This window comes from Mycobacterium sp. 4858 (assembly GCF_900240975.1).
Lineage (GTDB): Bacteria > Actinomycetota > Actinomycetes > Mycobacteriales > Mycobacteriaceae > Mycobacterium.
In genome coordinates this window covers 525,774-543,826 of the sequence record NZ_LT968776.1, presented here as the reverse complement: position 1 = coordinate 543,826, position 18,053 = coordinate 525,774, and the positions used below count along the sequence as shown (strand labels likewise).

The following is an 18,053-nucleotide window of genomic DNA, read 5'->3' as shown; positions in this document are numbered from 1 at the left end:
CCATTCATTGTCGCTAGCGTGAACGGCGTGCCCAGACTGTGAGGCCGCTGTAAACGCCTGAGTAGCTTTCGTTTCCGCACCCGCTGCCCGCGCCGCCGCGTACTATTTCCGCGCATGAACATCAGTGCTGACGGTTGGGCACCCGGTGAGTTTTATGTCATCAGCTAGACGACGCGGCAGTTCGAGCGATGACGGCGCCGTGATCGCCTTCTTGGTCGGGGTCGCGGTGGTCATGCTGGCAATCGCATGGCCGTGGTTTCTCGGAACATATCTGGCCGTTAAGTTCGGAGCCGCTGACCCGTCACCAGCGCGCACAATCACCGGTTGGGTGTTTGAGGCGGCATATCTCGCGTTCTTGGCGTCTATTCCCTTCTATCTTTCGGCCAAGCGGTCAGCAGCCCAGAAGCTTGCTTTAGCCCAAGCAGCTGAACAGGAGAGGATCGCTGCGAAAACCCGGGCAGAAGCTGCCGAACGCGCTGCTGCACAGGCCCAGCTCGCCGCGAAAGCCCGTGCAGAAGCTGCCGAACGGGAGGCATTGGCTGCAAAGGCCTGGCAACGCGAGCGGTGGGCCGACGACGTCAACCTAACCGGTGACGATCTTGTGCGCGTACTAGCCGTCGATGGCATTACGGCACAAGTGGAGGTCGAAAATGCGCACATTGAGGCTCAGGTTCGTGCCCTCAGTAACCTTCTGGCAGGCGGACTAAAGAACTTGCCGTCGATAGCCGGCGGGATAGACGTACCAGCCGGCTATCGCGAAGGTGATCCAAACGGCGTCACCGTTTGGATCAAATCCATCCTGACGACAATGCAACCCCAGCTGCCAGAAGGATTCGACACGAACGCCAAACTCGCATACTCACCTGAATCGCGTCAGCTGGTCGTCGAGTACGAATTTCCGACAGCGAAAGTAGTGCCGACAGCCAAAGCCTACCGGTACGTACGAAGCACCGATCGGCTACGGCCGACGGTCCGACCGGCCGCGCAAGTGAAGTCTCTCTACTCGGGCGCGATAGCACAACTAACCCTGCTGTGCCTAGCCAACATTTTTGCGTGCGATACCAAGCAGCACATCGACGTCGTAGCCTTCAATGGCGTTGTGGAAACGATAGATCCGCGCACAGGAAAACCGACTCGGCCGTGCTTGATCACGGTCCGGACGACCAGAGACACCTTCGTTGAGATCGATCTCGACCGGGTTGACCCCGTGGCCTGCCTGAAGTACCTAAACGCCGGAATCTCCAGGAGCCCCACAGAGTTGGCGCCCGTACGTCCCGTGCTTGAGTTCTCAATGGTGGACCCGCGATTCATCGCCGAAATCGACACTCTCGGCGAGCTAGACGACCGTCCCAATCTTATGGAACTCACGCCGCAACAGTTCGAGTCGCTCATCCAAAACCTGTTCGAAAAGATCGGCTTGGACACCAGGCAGACGCGACCCTCCCGCGACGGCGGCGTCGACTGCGTTGCCTACAACACCGACCCTATCTTGGGTGGCAAAGTCGTGATCCAAGCAAAGCGTTACAAACACACCGTCGGTGTCTCGGCCGTCCGCGACCTCTTTGGCACACTCCAGAACGAGGGCGCCTCCAAGGGAATACTCATCACGACAAGTGGATACGGAAAAGCATCCTTCGATTTCGCTCAGGGCAAGCCGATCGAGTTGTTCGACGGAACCCACCTCCTGTACCTACTTGAAACCCATGCGGGCATTAAAGCTCGGATCGAGCCGCCAGACGACTGGCAAGATCCGGTACCGGACTCGGGCGAGTCGGCGGACTGGCATTAGTCGATGTTGGCGTGGTAGTCGCCGCGACACTGGGGCGACGACGGGATGGATTAGCCCGCAATTCCCCCAAAAGCATCAAGCATCTTCACGATTCGTGGCAGTCATATGCGCCGTCGTTGATGTGCTGGTTGGCAAGTCGATCAGAGCGTGAGGCTGCCTCAGTTGCCTAATGGCACTCGTGCGTGTGCTCATGTCCCCCGTCGGGGGAGTCGGGGGAGCCGCCCATCATCCGCGCCATCGGGATTCCGCCCGTCGTGACGAACCGGACGACCAAAATGGCGGCGACGACGAGGAAGGCGATATTGAGCCAGGTGGTGTAGTTCCACGAAATCGTCGCCTCCATGACGGTGGCGTTGCGCTGATTCGGAATGAGATTCGTTGCGCCGAAGATCAATTCGACTAGATAGCCCGCGGCGACCATCGCGGCGTAGAACGTGCCCAGCAGCGTCAGCATCATCTTGGTGCCGTAGTACTTGCGGTAGATGTTCAGGATCGGCACGATCAGCAGGTCGGCGTAGATGAACGCGATGACCCCGCCGAAACTGATGCCCCCGTTCCACAGCACCGCGGCGAGCGGAACGTTGCCGATCGAGCAGACGAACGACACGATGGCCACGATCGGTCCCACCAGGGGCCCCCAGATCGCCGACCAGCCGGGGTGGTCGGCCAAAAAGAAGACCTGCCAGAACTTTTCGGGCACCCACGCCGCGATGGCCCCCGCGATCAACAAGCCCAGCACGAGGTCGCGCAGGATCGCCAACCACTCCATTGCGAACACGTGGGAGACGGAGGTGAAACCCTCCGCGGAAAACAGCCGGCGAGCGAACGAGCCCTGTGTCTTGATGGACATGTCCATGGCGGCATGGCCTTCCATGGAGCCGGCGATCCCGCGGTCGGCCTGCTCGCGGGCGGCGTCGATGAGGCGCGAGCGCACGAACAGCCGGAACAAGACGGCGAGCACCACGATCATCAGCGGTCCGCCGACGAACTCCGCGGCGGTGAACTGCCAACCCATCAGCAGGGCCAAGATGATGCCCAGTTCCACCACCAGGTTGGTGGAACCGATCTCGAACGCCATGGCGGCGACGAAGCTGGCGCCCTTGCGAAAGAGCGACCGGGCCAACGCCACGGCGGCGTACGAACACGACGACGATGCCGCGCCGAGTCCGGCGGCCAGTGCCAGGGTGCGTGGCCGGTCGTCGCCGAGCAGGGCCACGATGGTCGAGCGTCGCACCACCGCCTGCACCACCGCCGACAGGGCAAATCCCAAGATCAGCGCCCACAGGATTTCCCACGTCATCGATCCCGCCACCGCCAAGGCGTGTCCGACCGCTGCTAGCACGAGTGCTCGACCCCTTTCGGTTGGCTCGGGCTCCCAACATATACCCCACAGGGGTATCTGACAAACCGGGCAAAGCGTTCTGGCCAGGGCGGAGAGCCGCCCTGATCCCTAGAATGGCCGCAACAGGCGCAACCAGTGAAATGTCCGACACACCGGCCTCGCCACCGCTGTCACAGAGGCAACACCAGGCACACTGGTAACAACACGTTTGCTGAAGCCAGGAGGATATGGCCGTGTACCGGGTCTTTGAAGCGCTCGACGAGCTGAGCGCCATCGTTGAAGAAGCACGCGGCGTTCCGATGACGGCCGGCTGCGTGGTGCCACGGGGCGACGTACTGGAACTGATCGACGACATCAAGGATGCGATCCCCGGCGAGCTGGACGACGCCCAGGACGTGCTCGACGCGCGTGACTCGATGTTGCAGGACGCCAAGTCGCACGCCGAATCGATGGTTTCCTCGGCGACCACCGAATCGGACTCCATGCTCAACCACGCCCGCGCGGAGGCGGACCGGCTCCTGTCCGACGCAAAAGCGCAGGCCGACCGCATGGTCAGCGAGGCGCGCCAGCACAGCGAGCGGATGGTCGGCGAGGCGCGCGAGGAGGCGATGCGCATCGCCACGGCCGCGAAGCGGGACTACGAGGCCAGTGTCAGCCGCGCCCAGGCCGAGGCCGACCGGCTGCTCGAGAACGGCAACATCTCCTACGAGAAGGCCGTGCAAGAGGGCATCAAGGAACAGCAGCGCCTGGTGTCGCAGAACAGCGTGGTGGAGGCGGCGAACGCCGAGGCCACCCGTCTGATCGACTCGGCGCACGCCGAGGCGGACCGGCTGCGCGGCGAATGCGACATCTACGTCGACAACAAGCTGGCCGAGTTCGAGGAATTCCTCAACGGCACGCTGCGCTCGGTCGGCCGCGGTCGTCACCAGCTCCGGACGGCGGCCGGCACGCACGACTACGCGGTGCGCTAAGCCTCAGCCGGGCGGCCGCGCCCTGGAATTATGCGGCTCGCACCGTAGGATTTGTGCTATGACGCGGCAGCACAGCACCACCTCGCAACGCCGTCTGAGCTCGCCGTTGACGGTTGACATCACCCGGCTCGGGCGTCGCCCCGGGGCGATGGTCACCCTGCGGAAGACCGTGCCGAGCCCGTCGCGCATCGGGCTGGACATGATCGCGATCGAGGCCGGCGCCCCGTTGGAGCTGGACCTGCAAGTTCAGTCGGTCTCCGAGGGCGTGCTGGTGACGGGCACGGTTGACGCGCCCAGCGTCGGCGAGTGCTCGCGTTGCCTGACCCCGGTCAAGGGTCACGTGCAGGTCCAGCTGACCGAACTGTTCGCCTACCCCGACAGCACGACGGAGGCGACCACCGAGGAAGACGAGGTCGGACACATCGTCGACGACGCTTTCGACCTCGAGCAGTCGATCGTCGACGCCGTCGGGCTCGAGCTACCGTTCTCGCCCGTGTGCACCCCCGACTGCCCGGGTCTGTGCCCCGAATGCGGCGTTGCCCTCGCCGCCGAGCCCGGACACCACCACGACCGCATCGACCCGCGGTGGACGAAACTGGCCGGCATGTTTCCCGAGCCCGACCCGCCGCGGGGTGAGCAGTGACCTCGCGGCAGGACCTGCTCGACGCGCTGGGCGTCGGGCTGCCCGAGGAGTTGCTCTCGCTGGCGTTGACGCATCGCAGCTACGCCTACGAGAACGGCGGGCTGCCGACCAACGAACGTCTGGAATTCCTCGGCGACGCCGTGCTGGGCCTGACCATCACCGACGAGCTCTACCACCGCCACCCCGACCGCTCCGAGGGGGATCTGGCCAAGCTGCGGGCCAGCGTCGTCAACACCCAGGCGCTGGCCGACGTCGCGCGCAAGCTGTGCCCGGACGGCCTGGGCGTGCACCTGTTTCTCGGGCGCGGAGAGGCCAACACCGGCGGCGCCGACAAGTCGAGCATCCTGGCCGACGGGATGGAATCGCTGCTGGGCGCCATTTATCTGCACCACGGGATCGACACCGCGCGCGAGGTGATCCTGCGGTTGTTCGGCGCGCTCCTCGACGCCGCGCCGACGCTGGGGGCCGGGCTCGACTGGAAGACCAGCCTGCAGGAGCTGACCGCGGCGCGGGGCATGGGCGCGCCCTCCTACGTCGTCACCTCCACCGGTCCCGACCACGACAAGGAGTTCACCGCCGTCGTGGTCGTGATGGACACCGAATACGGGTCCGGTGTGGGCCGCTCCAAGAAGGAAGCCGAGCAGAAAGCCGCGGCGGCAACCTGGAAAACGCTGGAAGCGCTCGACACGGCGGGGAAAACGTCCGTCTAGATGCGCGAATAGGTCGATGGCGATGACCCGCCGCGCCCGGCTTCGCCGCGCTTGCGATCATCGCTAGATGCCCGAGCTACCCGAAGTCGAGGTGGTCCGCCGTGGGCTGCAGGCCCGCGTCGTGGGCAAGACGATCAAGGCCGTGCGGGTGCACCACCCGCGAGCCGTGCGACGGCACGAGGCCGGGCCCGCCGACCTCACCGCCCGGCTGCTCGATGCCCGGATCACCGGCACCGACCGGCGCGGGAAGTACCTGTGGCTGCTGCTCGACGGTGCGGACGACCCTGACACGGCACTGGTCGTGCACCTCGGCATGAGCGGCCAGATGCTGGTGGGGGAGGTGCCGCGCACCGACCACGTGCGCATCTCCGCGCTGCTCGACGACGGGACCGTGCTGAGCTTCGCCGATCAGCGCACCTTCGGCGGGTGGATGCTCGCCGATCTGGTGAGCGTGGACGGCAGCGTGGTGCCCGCGCCAGTCGCGCACCTCGCGCGCGACCCGCTGGACCCGCTCTTCGACCGCGAAGCCGTCGTGAACGTCCTGCGGCGCAAGCATTCCGAGATCAAGCGGCAGTTGCTCGACCAGACCGTGGTTTCGGGCATCGGCAACATCTACGCCGACGAGGCGCTGTGGCGGGCCAAGGTCAATGGCGCCCGGATCGCCGCGACGCTGGGCCGCGGCCGGCTGGGCGCCATCCTGGATGCCGCGGCAGACGTGATGCGCGACGCGCTGGCGCAGGGCGGGACCTCGTTCGACTCGCTGTACATCAACGTCAACGGCGAATCGGGCTACTTCGACCGGTCGCTGGACGCCTACGGCCGCGAAGGCGAGAACTGCCGGCGCTGCGGGGCGGTGATGCGCAGGGAGAAGTTCATGAACCGGTCGTCGTTCTACTGCCCGAAATGTCAGCCGCGCCCGCGACTTTGACCGTGCGATCGGGGCTTTTGCGCGTGCGTCGACGGTCGCGACACGCCGGGCGGTGTCGCCGGGGAAGCACGCTCGACGCGGCACACGGGAGGTCGCGAACGTTTCGGAGAAAGGTGAGGTTATCCTCACCTAGCATCGTTATCCTGGGTGCATGGTGAACCTTCGGCGTCGGGGCTACTAATGCGGGATTCAGTTCGGGTGTCGGATTCTCCGACGGTGCTCGCCCAGCTCACGCCGGGCCAGCGGGCAACGATCGTGGGTGTGGCGCCGGCGGCGCCGCCCGTGGTGGCGGGCCGGCTGCGGCAACTGGGATTCCGGCCGGCATCCCACGTCGAGGTGATTCGACGCGCCCCCATGGGCGACCCGACCATCTACCGCGTTCAAGACACCGAGCTGTGCTTGCGCCGGCGCGAAGCGTGCCTGATCGAAGTCGACGCGGGAAGCGGCTCATGACGTCCTGCCACGAGGAGGGCGGCACCGCGCTCGCGGTCGTGGGCGTGGCGCGCGTGGCGCTGGTGGGCAGCCCCAACGCGGGCAAGACCTCCGTCTTCAACCACCTCACCGGCCTGCGCGCCAAGACCGGCAACTACCCGGGCGTCACCGTCGGGCGCAGGGTGGGCATCACCAAGGTCGACGACGTCGAGATCGCCGTCGAGGATCTGCCGGGCACCTACAGCCTGCAGCCGATCAGCCCGGACGAACAAGTCGTAGCCGACCTGCTGGCCGGCAAGATCGCCGACGCCGATCGACCCGACGCGATCGTGTTGGTGGCCGACGCCACCACGCTGCACCGCTCGATCACCCTCGTCGCACAGGTGCTGCGGCTTGACGTGCCGTGCCTGTTGGCACTGACCATGACCGACGAATTGACCGCGCGCGGGGGCACCGTCGCCGTCGAAGCCTTGTCGACGGCGTTGGGGATTCCGGTGGTCCCCGTGATCGCGCACCGCGGCGCGGGGATCGACACCCTGCGCGCCCGGCTGGCGTCCTTCGACCGGTGGCAACGGCCCCCGATCCTGCCCCCATCTCACGACGATGCCATCGACGCCTGGGGTAAATCGGTGCTCGCCGCGGCCGGATACGTTGCGCCACAACCGGATCGGCGCACCCGGGGAATCGATGCGATCGTGCTCCATCCCCTGTGGGGCACCATCATCTTCTTCGCGGTGATGTTCTGCTTCTTTCAAGTCGTCTTCACCGTCGCCGCGCCACTGCAGGACCGGGTGAGTCAGGGGCTGGGCTGGCTCGGCGTACTGGTGAGCGACCACGTCGGCAACTACGTGGTGCGCGGACTGCTCGGCCAGGGACTCATCGGCGGCGTGGGAACGGTATTGCAGTTCATCCCGCAGATTGTGTTGCTGTTCTTGTTGATCGCGTTGCTGGAGAACGTCGGTTACATGGCGCGGGCCGCGTTCTTGATGGATCGGGTGATGGCCGCGACGGGATTGGAGGGTCGTGCGTTCGTCGCGATGCTCTCCTCTTTCGCGTGCGCGATCCCGGGGATCATGGCCACCCGGACGCTGCCGTCGTCGCGCGACCGGATCGCGACCATCATCACGGCGCCGCTGATGACGTGCTCGGCGCGGCTCCCGGTGTTCACCTTGCTGGTGGGGCTTTTGGTTTCACCGCAGACCCAGTGGTGGGGGCTGAGCGCGCAGGGCATCGCGATGTTCTTGCTGTATCTGTGCGGCGGCACCTCGGCCCTGATCGCCGCGTCGCTGTTCAAGTCGACAATTCTGCGCAGCGACCTGCTGCCCTTCACGATGGAGCTTCCGCCGTACCGCTTCCCCTCGCCCAGGACCGTGCTCATCACGATGTGGGATTCGGCCAAAGTGTTCTTGCGCAAGGCCGGAACCATCATCCTGGGCACGTCCGTGGTGCTGTGGGTGCTGCTCAATCTGCCCGCGCGGCAAGCCGAAACCGCACACATGTCGCCGACGGAGACCACCGCCTACGTGATGGACCACAGCTACGCCGCCGACGTCGGGAAGGCGATCGGACCGGTATTCAAGCCGCTGGGGTTCGATTGGCACATCAACGTCGCGCTGCTCGGGTCCTTCTCGGCGCGTGAGGTTTTCGTGTCGACCCTAGGGCAGGTCTCGGCGGCGACGAACCCCGAGGATCCGCACGAGGCCCTGGTCGCCATGACAGACGACGACGGCCACAAGGTGTTCACCTCGTCGACCATCATCGCGCTGATGGCGTACTTCATCTTCGCGCTGCAATGCATGTCCACCGTCGCGGTGATGCGCCGCGAGACCAACTCGTGGCGGTGGCCCGCCTTCGCCTGGTCCTACATGTTCGTCCTGGCCTGGACGATGGCCTTTGCCGCGCGATCGATCGCGATAGCGGTGGGCGCATGATCCCGATCCACGCCACGGCCACCGCGGACCCTCAGCAGCTGCGCTGGGTGGTGCCGCCCGACCGGTTGCCGGCGCGCGGCACCGTTCGGCAGGCCCCGGGCGGGCTGGGCGCCCTGCTGGACAGCGGGACGATCGCAGAGATTCTGGTGGATTCCGGCGGCATCCTGATCACGGCCGGCGCGGGTGGCAGCTGGCGCGAGTTGGGAGACGACGTTCGCGAGGCGCTCTGCGAAGCGCTGGTGGCCCCGCAGGACTGGGTGGTCGACGAATCGTCCGCCCCCGGCCTGGAAAGCCCAGAAAGCCCAGAAAGCCTGGAAAGCATTGCCGCGGAACTGCTCGCGGGCCCCGTCGGCGCGCTCGCTGCCTCGCACGGCGGGTCGATCGAGCTTGTCTCGGTGGCCGGCCGCACCGTGACCGTGCGAATGATGGGTGCCTGCGACGGGTGTCCGGCCGCGTCGTCCACGTTGCGCGACGTCTTCGAGCGCGAACTGCGGCGGCGGTCCGGTGATGACGTGGTGGTGTCGTGCGAAAGCGATTCGTCCGCAATCTCATTGGGTAAGAAGCTGCTGTCGCTGATAGTCCGTTGAGGGCGCGGCGGGCGCATCGGTCATCGAGTGTGCGCTCAGGGCTTCGGGTGTGCGTTCGGGGCGGCGACACGCCGGGCGGCGCCACCCAGGACGCACGCTCGATTCGGGCTTACGGGGCAGTCAATCGAAGATGTCCCGCCGCGAAATCCCCGCGGGTAAGGCGGGGGCGACGAACCATTCGCGGGGAAAGAGCAGGCCGAACGCCTGGGGCGGTAGCCGGAGCAGGGGTGCGTACATGCGCGCGCCCACGCTGGATTCGCCGATCTGCGAGCGGTGGGCGGCGAACGCGTCACGCTTCTGGCGGGCGAATCCGAAGACGTCGATGCGGTGGGTGATGCTCGCCCGGGGCGCGTACGCGGTGCGGGCGACGTCCGGCTCGTACGGCGCCGGGAGCCGCAACATGCGGGCGAGATGGCCGACGCGGACCAGTAATTCGCGCGGCATGGTCGCCTCCAGCACCCGCGGTGTCCCCGCGAGTTCGGCGCCCCGCTTGCCGACGTGGTGCACCTGGACGTGATCGCGGTGGCCGTACCCGCCGTTGGGCTGGTAGCTGAGCAGCAGGTCGGCGCCTTCCTCGCCGAGTATCGCCGCGAGTTGCTGCGCGGCCTCCTCGACGTTCGCCCGCCCGAAACGGACCCGCCCCGGCGGGTCCGGGTAGAACAGCGGGCCGTAGCCGCTGTCGGCGTAGCCGAGACATTCGACCCGATCGACTCCCAAAATGTCTGCGCTCGAATGCAATTCGCCCAGCCGGAAGTCGCGTTCGTCGTTGTGCACCCGTCCGTCGGTCGCGGTGACGACGACGACGCGATGCCCGCCCGCCGCCGCACGTGCGAGCGTGCCGCCGGTGAGGATCACCTCGTCGTCCGGGTGGGCGTGGAATGCGACCACGGTGGCCATGAAACGCAGTATGCCCGCGGCGTGGGGCACGCGCCGCCCGGTAAAAAGTAGGGCATGACCGAACTATGGGTGGAGCGCACGGGGTCGCGCCGGTACACCGGACACAGCTCGCGCGGTGCGCAGGTGCTCGTCGGCTCGGAGGACGCCGAGGGTGTGTTCACCCCCGGCGAGCTGCTCAAGATCGCGCTCGCTGCGTGCAGCGGGATGTCCAGCGATCAGCCGCTCGCCCGCAGGCTCGGCGACGACTACAAGGCCGTGGTGAGGGTGTCCGGGGACGCCGACCGCGAAAACGAGGTCTATCCGCTGCTGGAAGAGACGCTCGAGCTCGACCTGTCCGCCCTGTCCGCGGAGGACAAAGAGCGGCTGCTGGTGGTCGTCGGCCGGGCGATCGACCTGGTCTGCACCGTCGGGCGCACGCTCAAAGGCGGCACGCAGATCGATTTCAAGGTCGCCGATGTCGGATCCTGACGTCAGGCTTACCGCCTGGGTGCGCGGGGAGGTCCAGGGCGTCGGCTTTCGCTGGTGGACGCGATCCCGGGCGCTCGAGCTAGGGCTTACCGGATACGCGGCCAACCAGGCCGACGGCCGCGTGCTGGTGGTCGCCCAGGGGCCGCGCGCGGCCGGCGAGAAGCTGCTGACCCTGCTCAAGGGGGGCGAGTTCTGGCCGCCGCGGCCGGGCCGCGTCGACAACGTGATCGCGGACTGGTCAGCGCCGCAGGAGCGGTTCGACGGCTTCGTCGAGCGCTGACGCGGCCCCACACCCCATCCCCCCGTGACTGATGTGGCCACTGTGACCAGTGCGCCGCAGCGTGTTCGGCGTGGACATTTCGGCCCGGGCGACACCCCGCGGTGAGGCTGGCACGGGCGATTTGAGCGGTAGTCTGGCTCGCCGTGTACCTCAAGAGTCTGACGCTGAAGGGCTTCAAGTCCTTCGCATCGCCGACGACTCTGCGTTTCGAGCCGGGCATCACCGCCGTCGTCGGGCCCAACGGCTCGGGAAAATCCAACGTCGTCGACGCCCTCGCGTGGGTCATGGGGGAGCAGGGAGCAAAGACCCTGCGTGGCGGCAAGATGGAAGACGTCATCTTCGCCGGCACCTCCTCGCGGGCCCCGCTCGGTCGCGCCGAGGTCACCGTCACCATCGACAACTCCGACAACGCGCTGCCCATCGAATACTCCGAGGTCTCGATCACCCGCCGCATGTTCCGCGACGGCGCCAGCGAGTACGAGATCAACGGCGCCAGTTGCCGATTGATGGACGTGCAAGAGCTGCTGAGCGACTCCGGGATCGGCCGCGAGATGCACGTCATCGTCGGGCAGGGCAAGCTCGACGAGATCCTGCAGTCGCGCCCCGAGGACCGTCGCGCCTTCATCGAAGAGGCCGCCGGCGTGCTCAAGCACCGCAAGCGCAAGGAGAAGGCCCTCCGCAAACTCGACGCGATGTCGGCGAACCTCGCCCGGCTGACCGACCTGACCACCGAGCTGCGCCGCCAGCTCAAGCCGCTGGGCCGCCAGGCCGAGGTGGCCCGCCGCGCCCAGACCATCCAGGCCGACCTGCGCGACGCCCGGCTGCGGCTGGCCGCCGACGACCTGGTCAACCGGCAGGTCGAACGGGACGCCATCTTCGAAGCCGAGGCCGCCATCCGCCGCGAGCACGACGAGGCCGCCACCCGGCTGGCCGTGGCGTCGGAGGAGCTCACCGCGCACGAGGCGGCCGTGGCCGAACTCACCGCCCGCGCCGAATCGGTCCAGCACACCTGGTTTGGGCTGTCCGCGCTGGCCGAACGGGTGGCCGCCACGGTGCGCATCGCCAGCGAACGCGCCCAGCACCTCGACACGGACCCGGCGCCGCCCAGCGACCCCGCCCCCGAGGCGCTGGAGGCCGAGGCCGAGCGGGTCGCGGTTGCCGAGCAGCAATTGCTGGCCGAGCTGGCCGAGGCGCGCACCCGCCTGGAAGCCGCCCGCGCCGAACTCGGCGAGCGCGAGCGCGAGGCCGCCGAGGCGGACCGGGCCCACCTGGCCGCGGTGCGGGCCGAGGCGGACCGGCGCGAGGGCCTGGCGCGGCTGGCCGGTCAGGTGGAGACCATGCGGGCACGCGTCGAATCGATCGACGACAGTGTCGCGCGGCTGTCCGAACGCATCGAACAGGCCGCCGCCCGGGCGCAGCAGTCCAAAGCCGAATTCGAAACCGTGCAGGGCCGCGTCGGTGAGCTCGACCAGGGCGAGGTGGGGCTCGACGAGCACCACGAACGGACCGTGGCCGCGCTGCGGTCAGCCGACGAACGCGTCGCCGAACTGCAGGCCGCCGAACGCGACGCCGAGCGCCGGGTGGCGTCGCTGCGGGCCCGCATCGACGCGCTCTCGGTCGGGCTGGAACGCAAGGATGGTGCGGCCTGGCTCACCGAAAACCATGCTGGCGCAGGGCTTTTCGGCCCGGTCGCCAAGCTGGTCAAGGTCCGCTCCGGTTACGAGGCGGCGCTGGCCGCGGTGCTGGGTTCGGCGGCCGACGCGCTGGCTGCCGAGAGCCTCGGCGCGGCCCGGTCCGCGGTCGCCGCGCTCAAACAGGCCGACGGCGGGCGCGCGGCGCTGGTGCTCGGCGACTGGCCCGCCGACGACCCCGCGTCGCGTGACGCGCTGCCCGGCTCCGCGCTGTGGGCGCTGGACCTGATCGAGGTGCCCGCGCGCCTGCGCGGCGCCATCACGGCGATGCTCTCCGGCGTCGCGGTGGTCGACGACCTGGACCAGGCGCTCGAACTGGTGGCGGGCCGCCCGCGGTTGCGCGCGGTCACCCGTGACGGCGACCTGGTGGGCGCCGGCTGGGTCAGCGGAGGCTCCGACCGCAAGCTGTCCACGCTGGAGGTGACGTCGGAAATCGACAAGGCGGGCAACGAGCTGGCCGCCGCGGAATCGCAGGTCGCCCAGCTGACCGCGGCGCTCTCCGGGGCGCTGACCGAACAGGCTGCCCGCCAGGACTCCGCCGAGCAGGCGCTGGCCGCGCTCAACGAATCCGACACCGCGATCTCGGCGATGTACGAGCAGCTCGGCCGGCTCGGGCAGGAAGCCCGCACCGCCGACGACGAGTGGAACAGGTTGCTGCGGCAGCGCGAGGAGCTCGAAGCGGGCCGCACGCAGACGGTCGAGGAAGTCACGCAGCTGGAAACCCGGCTGCGCAACGCGCAAGAGACCCAGCACGTGCATGCCGAAGAGCCCAACCACGCGGAGGTCCGGCAGCGGATCGCCGCCGCCGCCGAAGGCGCCCGCAGTGCCGAGGTGGAGGCCCGGCTGGCGGTGCGCACCGCCGAGGAGCGGGCCAACGCCGTACGCGGGCGCGCGGATTCCCTGCGCCGCGCCGCGGCCGCGGAGCGCGAGGCGCGGCTGCGGGCCCAGCAGGCGCGTGAGGCGCGGCTGCGCGCGGCCGCCGTCGCCGCGGCGGTTGCCGACGCCGGACGGCTGCTGGCCCAGCGGCTCGACGGGGTGGTGCGGGCGGCGTCGAAGATCCGCGACACCCTGGCGGCCGAACGCCAGCAGCGCACGACGGCGATGGCGGCGGTGCGCGACGAGGTCAACGCGTTGAGCGCACGGGTGTCCACCCTCACCGACTCGCTGCACCGCGACGAGGTGGCCAACGCGCAGGCGGCGATGCGCATCGAGCAGCTCGAACAGATGGTGCTGGAGCAGTTCGGCATGGCCCCCGCCGACCTGATCGCCGAGTACGGGCCCGACGTGGCCCTGCCGCCCACCGAACTCGAGATGGCCGAATTCGAGCAGGCCCGCGAACGCGGTGAGCAGGTCGTCGCGCCCGCCCCGATGCCGTACGACCGCGCCACCCAGGAGCGGCGGGCCAAACGCGCCGAGCGGGAGCTCGCCGAGCTGGGCCGGGTCAACCCGCTGGCGCTGGAGGAGTTCGCCGCGCTGGAGGAGCGCTACAACTTCCTGTCCACCCAGCTCGAGGACGTCAAGGCGGCGCGCAAGGACCTGCTGGACGTCGTCGCCGACGTCGACGCCCGCATCCTGCAGGTGTTCAGCGACGCCTTCGTCGACGTCGAACGCGAATTCCGGGAAGTCTTCACCGTGCTGTTCCCCGGCGGCGAGGGCCGGCTGCGGCTGACGAATCCGGACGACATGCTCACCACCGGCATCGAGGTCGAGGCGCGGCCGCCGGGCAAGAAGGTCACTCGGCTGTCCTTGCTGTCCGGCGGTGAGAAGGCGCTGACGGCGGTGGCGATGCTGGTGGCGATCTTCCGGGCGCGCCCGTCGCCCTTCTACATCATGGACGAGGTCGAGGCGGCGCTCGACGACACCAACCTGCGCCGCCTGATCAGCCTCTTCGAGCTGCTGCGGGCCCGCTCGCAGCTGCTTATCATCACGCACCAGAAACCGACGATGGAGGTCGCCGACGCGCTGTATGGCGTGACCATGCAGGGCGACGGCATCACCGCGGTCATCTCACAGCGGATGCGCGGACAGCAGGTGGAGCAGCTCGTCTCGCAGTCGTAACACCCGCGCCGGGGGGCCGGCATCCCGCGGCTGAAACAATGTCAGCGTGTCGCAAGGTCTTTGGATCGCCATCGCGGTCATAGCCGTCCTGGTTGTCGTCGCCGCGCTGGTCTTGGGCCTGGTGCGATACCGCCGCCGGCGGATCAGCTTCGCCACCAAGCCCGAGCCCGGCGCGATCGACCGGTCGGGCGGCTACACCGCGTCGTCGGGCATCACGTTCAGTCAGACCGCGAGAGCCGATCTGGGGGCCGACCGGCTCGACACCACCGGGCTGCCCGCGGTGGGCGACGACGCCACCATCCCGCGTGACGCGCCGCGGCGCACCATCTCCGAGGTCGAACTCCCCGAACCGGAGACCCCGGAAACTGTGACCCCGCCGCCACCGGTCGCGCCCCCCGAGCCGCCGGCGGCCCCAGAAGCCGCCGCGGTCCCGGAAGCTCCGACGGTTCCCGAGGCCCCGGAGATCGAGGCCATCGCGCCGCCCGAAGGCCGGTTGGAGCGGCTGCGCGGCCGGCTGGCCAGGTCGCAGAACGCGCTGGGACGCAGCGTGCTGGGCCTCATCGGCGGCGGCGACCTCGACGAGGATGCCTGGCAGGACGTCGAGGACACCCTGCTGGTCGCCGACCTGGGCCCGGTCGTCACCGAGTCGGTGATGTCGGCGCTGCGCAGCCGCCTGGCCGGCAGCGCCGTGCGCACCGAGGCCGACGCGAAGGCCGTCCTGCGCGACGTGCTGATCCGCGAGCTGCACCCCGAGATGGACCGCTCGATTCGCGCCCTGCCGCACGCCGATCACCCGTCGGTGCTGCTGGTGGTCGGGGTCAACGGCACCGGAAAGACGACCACGGTCGGCAAACTGGCGCGGGTGCTGGTGGCCGACGGGCGTCGCGTCGTGCTCGGCGCCGCCGACACCTTCCGCGCCGCCGCCGCCGATCAGCTGCAGACCTGGGCGTCGCGGGTGGGCGCGGAGGTGGTGCGCGGACCCGAGGGCGCCGACCCGGCGTCGGTGGCGTTCGACGCCGTCGACAAGGGCATCGCCTCGGGCGCCGACGTGGTGCTCATCGACACCGCCGGGCGGCTGCACACCAAGGTCGGGCTGATGGACGAGCTCGACAAGGTTAAGCGCGTGGTAACACGCCGCGCCGCGGTCGACGAGGTGCTGCTGGTGCTCGACGCCACCATCGGACAGAACGGGCTGGCCCAGGCGCGGGTGTTCGCCGAGGTCGTCGAGATCACCGGCGCCGTGCTGACCAAGTTGGACGGTACGGCCAAGGGCGGCATCGTATTCCGCGTTCAACAGGAACTCGGCGTGCCGGTGAAACTGGTCGGGCTCGGGGAAGGTCCCGACGACCTGGCGCCGTTCGAGCCGGCCGCCTTCGTCGACGCCCTGCTCGGCTGAAAGCTCTTACACGGCGAGCGCGACGTTAATCCGGGCGAAACACGCCCGCTCCACCGCCGAAACAACCATTGCGCAAGGTTCTGGATCAGGTCACAGGCGTCGCCTGACGGCCATTCATGTCCGACCGGAGGTGAGCGAGTGGCATTCCCGCAATTGGGCCAACCCGATACCGGCGATACCGCCTGGATGTTGGCGAGTTCCGCGCTAGTGCTGTTGATGACGCCGGGTCTTGCGTTCTTCTACGGCGGCATGGTGCGCACCAGAAGCGTGCTCAACATGATCATGATGAGCATCAGCGCGATGGGCGTGGTCACCGTGCTGTGGGTGCTCTACGGCTACTCGATGTCGTTCGGCGACGACCGGGGCGGCGTCGTGGGCAATCCGACCGACTACTGGGGCCTGGCGAAGCTGATCGGCGGCAACGCCGTCAAGGCCGACCCGAGCAAGGGCGTCACGCAGGTCGACATCCCGCTGGCCGGCACCATGCCCGCCACCGTGTTCGTGGCCTTCCAGCTGATGTTCGCGATCATCACCGTCGCGCTGATCTCGGGCGCGGTCGCCGACCGGCTCAAGTTCACCGCGTGGCTGGTGTTCGCCGGGCTGTGGGCGACGCTGGTCTACTTCCCGGTCGCGCACTGGGTGTTCGCCGCCGACGGCTTCGCATCCGAGCACGGCGGGTGGATCAACAACAAGCTGCACGCCATCGACTTCGCCGGTGGGACAGCGGTCCATATCAACTCCGGTGTGGCGGGCCTGGCCCTGGCGATCGTCCTCGGCAAGCGCCGCGGCTGGCCCACGACGCTGTTCCGCCCGCACAACCTGCCGTTCGTGATGCTCGGCGCCGGTCTGCTGTGGTTCGGCTGGTTCGGGTTCAACGCCGGTTCGGCGACCAGCTCCAACGGTTCGGCCGGTACCACGTTCATGACCACCACCATCGCGACCGCCACGGCCATGCTGGCCTGGCTGCTCACCGAGCGCATCCGCGACGGCAAGCCCACGACGCTGGGAGCGGCGTCGGGCATCGTCGCCGGACTGGTGGCGATCACCCCGTCCTGCTCGTCGGTCAACGTGCTGGGCGCCCTGGTGGTCGGCGCGGTGGCCGGGGTGGTGTGCGCGCTGGCCGTCGGACTGAAGTTCAAGTTCGGCTACGACGACTCGCTCGACGTGGTCGGGGTGCACATGATCGGTGGTCTGACGGGCACCCTGCTCGTGGGTCTGCTCGCCGCACCCGAGTCGCCGGCGATCAACGGCGTGGTCGGGGTGTCGAAGGGATTGTTCTACGGCGGCGGCTGGGCCCAGCTGGAACGGCAGGCCGTCGGCGCCTTCGCGGTACTGTTCTACTCCGGCATCGTCACGCTGATCTTGGCCTTGATCCTGAAGTACACGATCGGCTTGCGCGTCCCCGCCGAGGAGGAATCAACCGGCATCGACGAGTCCGAGCACGCGGAGAGCGCGTACGATTTCGGGACGATCGGTGGGCAAGGGTCCGTTCTCCCGGCGGCGCGGATTCCGTTGGATGAGCGCAACGGCCTGGAGGAGGACCGAGTGGGCGACAAGGTGGAGGCAGAGCAGGCATGAAGCTAGTCACCGCAATAGTGAAGCCGTTCACCCTCGATGACGTGAAGACCAGCCTCGAGGACGCGGGCGTCCTCGGGATGACGGTCAGCGAAATCCAGGGATACGGGCGGCAGAAGGGCCACACCGAGGTGTACCGGGGCGCTGAGTACTCGGTGGATTTCGTGCCGAAGGTGCGAATCGAGGTCGTGGTCGACGATTCCATCGTGGACAAGGTCGTGGACAGCATCGTCCGGGCGGCGCGCACCGGCAAGATCGGTGACGGCAAGGTCTGGGTCACCCCCGTGGAAACCATTGTGCGGGTGCGCACGGGTGAACGCGGAACAGATGCCCTCTGAGGCCACCCGCGCATTGA

At 68.2% G+C, this 18,053-nt stretch carries 16 protein-coding genes; 14 read left to right on the top strand and 2 right to left on the bottom strand.

The window, feature by feature from the left end:
* Positions 1 to 199: 199 nt before the first annotated feature.
* Positions 200 to 1,789, top strand: a complete 1,590-nt coding sequence (locus C1737_RS10915; RefSeq protein ID WP_158243962.1) for a restriction endonuclease — start codon at positions 200 to 202, stop codon at positions 1,787 to 1,789.
* Between the two features lie 166 nt (positions 1,790 to 1,955).
* Here C1737_RS10915 and C1737_RS10910 read toward each other — a convergent pair whose 3' ends face one another.
* Entirely contained in the window at positions 1,956 to 3,173 is a 1,218-nt protein-coding gene (locus tag C1737_RS10910; protein WP_369807557.1) for a permease, read from the bottom strand.
* 191 nt (positions 3,174 to 3,364) lie between these two features.
* Here C1737_RS10910 and sepIVA point away from each other — a divergent pair, with 191 nt between their 5' ends.
* The 7 genes from sepIVA to C1737_RS10875 all read left to right on the top strand — a co-directional run bounded on the left by sepIVA (position 3,365) and on the right by C1737_RS10875 (position 9,333).
* Positions 3,365 to 4,102, top strand: coding sequence for a cell division protein SepIVA (sepIVA, locus tag C1737_RS10905; RefSeq protein ID WP_067927889.1), 738 nt, complete (start codon positions 3,365 to 3,367; stop codon positions 4,100 to 4,102).
* Between the two features lie 58 nt (positions 4,103 to 4,160).
* Positions 4,161 to 4,745 (top strand): DUF177 domain-containing protein, encoded by a 585-nt coding sequence (locus C1737_RS10900; protein WP_197509450.1) that lies wholly within the window; start codon positions 4,161 to 4,163, stop codon positions 4,743 to 4,745.
* On the top strand, positions 4,742 to 5,455 hold the full coding sequence (gene rnc / locus C1737_RS10895; RefSeq protein WP_102418178.1) for a ribonuclease III: 714 nt from the start codon (positions 4,742 to 4,744) through the stop codon (positions 5,453 to 5,455). The genes C1737_RS10900 and rnc overlap by 4 nt, the downstream gene beginning before the upstream one ends.
* A 67-nt stretch (positions 5,456 to 5,522) precedes the next feature.
* The gene (gene mutM, locus C1737_RS10890) at positions 5,523 to 6,383 is read left to right on the top strand and encodes a DNA-formamidopyrimidine glycosylase (RefSeq protein ID WP_102418175.1); all 861 of its coding nucleotides are present in this window, start codon (positions 5,523 to 5,525) and stop codon (positions 6,381 to 6,383) included.
* A gap of 180 nt (positions 6,384 to 6,563) precedes the next feature.
* A complete protein-coding gene (locus C1737_RS10885; protein WP_233214732.1) occupies positions 6,564 to 6,836 on the top strand; it encodes a FeoA family protein in 273 nt (90 codons plus the stop codon).
* Entirely contained in the window at positions 6,833 to 8,746 is a 1,914-nt protein-coding gene (locus tag C1737_RS10880; RefSeq protein ID WP_102418172.1) for a ferrous iron transporter B, read from the top strand. The genes C1737_RS10885 and C1737_RS10880 overlap by 4 nt, the downstream gene beginning before the upstream one ends.
* Complete coding sequence (locus tag C1737_RS10875; protein WP_068096423.1) at positions 8,743 to 9,333, top strand: NifU family protein; 591 nt, start codon at positions 8,743 to 8,745, stop codon at positions 9,331 to 9,333. The genes C1737_RS10880 and C1737_RS10875 overlap by 4 nt, the downstream gene beginning before the upstream one ends.
* Positions 9,334 to 9,453: 120 nt before the next feature.
* Here C1737_RS10875 and C1737_RS10870 read toward each other — a convergent pair whose 3' ends face one another.
* Positions 9,454 to 10,230: a PIG-L deacetylase family protein gene (locus C1737_RS10870; RefSeq protein ID WP_102419888.1), complete on the bottom strand. Its 777-nt coding sequence runs from the start codon at positions 10,228 to 10,230 to the stop codon at positions 9,454 to 9,456.
* A 54-nt stretch (positions 10,231 to 10,284) separates the two neighbouring features.
* Here C1737_RS10870 and C1737_RS10865 point away from each other — a divergent pair, with 54 nt between their 5' ends.
* From C1737_RS10865 to glnB, 6 genes are all read left to right on the top strand, one after another.
* Complete coding sequence (locus tag C1737_RS10865) at positions 10,285 to 10,698, top strand: OsmC family protein (RefSeq protein ID WP_068096430.1); 414 nt, start codon at positions 10,285 to 10,287, stop codon at positions 10,696 to 10,698.
* Positions 10,685 to 10,978: an acylphosphatase gene (locus C1737_RS10860; RefSeq protein ID WP_067927866.1), complete on the top strand. Its 294-nt coding sequence runs from the start codon at positions 10,685 to 10,687 to the stop codon at positions 10,976 to 10,978. Before C1737_RS10865 ends, C1737_RS10860 begins: the two co-directional genes overlap by 14 nt.
* A gap of 143 nt (positions 10,979 to 11,121) precedes the next feature.
* Positions 11,122 to 14,727 (top strand): chromosome segregation protein SMC, encoded by a 3,606-nt coding sequence (gene smc, locus C1737_RS10855; protein ID WP_102418170.1) that lies wholly within the window; start codon positions 11,122 to 11,124, stop codon positions 14,725 to 14,727.
* 46 nt (positions 14,728 to 14,773) lie between these two features.
* Positions 14,774 to 16,123, top strand: a complete 1,350-nt coding sequence (gene ftsY / locus C1737_RS10850) for a signal recognition particle-docking protein FtsY (protein WP_102418167.1) — start codon at positions 14,774 to 14,776, stop codon at positions 16,121 to 16,123.
* Between the two features lie 186 nt (positions 16,124 to 16,309).
* A complete protein-coding gene (locus tag C1737_RS10845) occupies positions 16,310 to 17,701 on the top strand; it encodes an ammonium transporter (RefSeq protein ID WP_067920395.1) in 1,392 nt (463 codons plus the stop codon).
* Positions 17,698 to 18,036: a nitrogen regulatory protein P-II gene (gene glnB, locus C1737_RS10840; protein WP_066952569.1), complete on the top strand. Its 339-nt coding sequence runs from the start codon at positions 17,698 to 17,700 to the stop codon at positions 18,034 to 18,036. Before C1737_RS10845 ends, glnB begins: the two co-directional genes overlap by 4 nt.
* Positions 18,037 to 18,053: the final 17 nt, after the last annotated feature.

What these genes read in the sequence shown, in the direction of transcription:
- C1737_RS10870 (WP_102419888.1), bottom strand. Translation starts at nt 10,230, where the DNA reads ATGGCCACCGTGGTCGCATTCCACGCCCACCCGGACGACGAGGTGATC.
- glnB (WP_066952569.1), top strand. Translation starts at nt 17,698, where the DNA reads ATGAAGCTAGTCACCGCAATAGTGAAGCCGTTCACCCTCGATGACGTG.
- C1737_RS10880 (WP_102418172.1), top strand. Translation starts at nt 6,833, where the DNA reads ATGACGTCCTGCCACGAGGAGGGCGGCACCGCGCTCGCGGTCGTGGGC.
- C1737_RS10865 (WP_068096430.1), top strand. Translation starts at nt 10,285, where the DNA reads ATGACCGAACTATGGGTGGAGCGCACGGGGTCGCGCCGGTACACCGGA.
- mutM (WP_102418175.1), top strand. Translation starts at nt 5,523, where the DNA reads ATGCCCGAGCTACCCGAAGTCGAGGTGGTCCGCCGTGGGCTGCAGGCC.
- C1737_RS10875 (WP_068096423.1), top strand. Translation starts at nt 8,743, where the DNA reads ATGATCCCGATCCACGCCACGGCCACCGCGGACCCTCAGCAGCTGCGC.
- C1737_RS10900 (WP_197509450.1), top strand. Translation starts at nt 4,161, where the DNA reads ATGACGCGGCAGCACAGCACCACCTCGCAACGCCGTCTGAGCTCGCCG.
- C1737_RS10845 (WP_067920395.1), top strand. Translation starts at nt 16,310, where the DNA reads ATGTTGGCGAGTTCCGCGCTAGTGCTGTTGATGACGCCGGGTCTTGCG.
- C1737_RS10885 (WP_233214732.1), top strand. Translation starts at nt 6,564, where the DNA reads ATGCGGGATTCAGTTCGGGTGTCGGATTCTCCGACGGTGCTCGCCCAG.
- C1737_RS10860 (WP_067927866.1), top strand. Translation starts at nt 10,685, where the DNA reads ATGTCGGATCCTGACGTCAGGCTTACCGCCTGGGTGCGCGGGGAGGTC.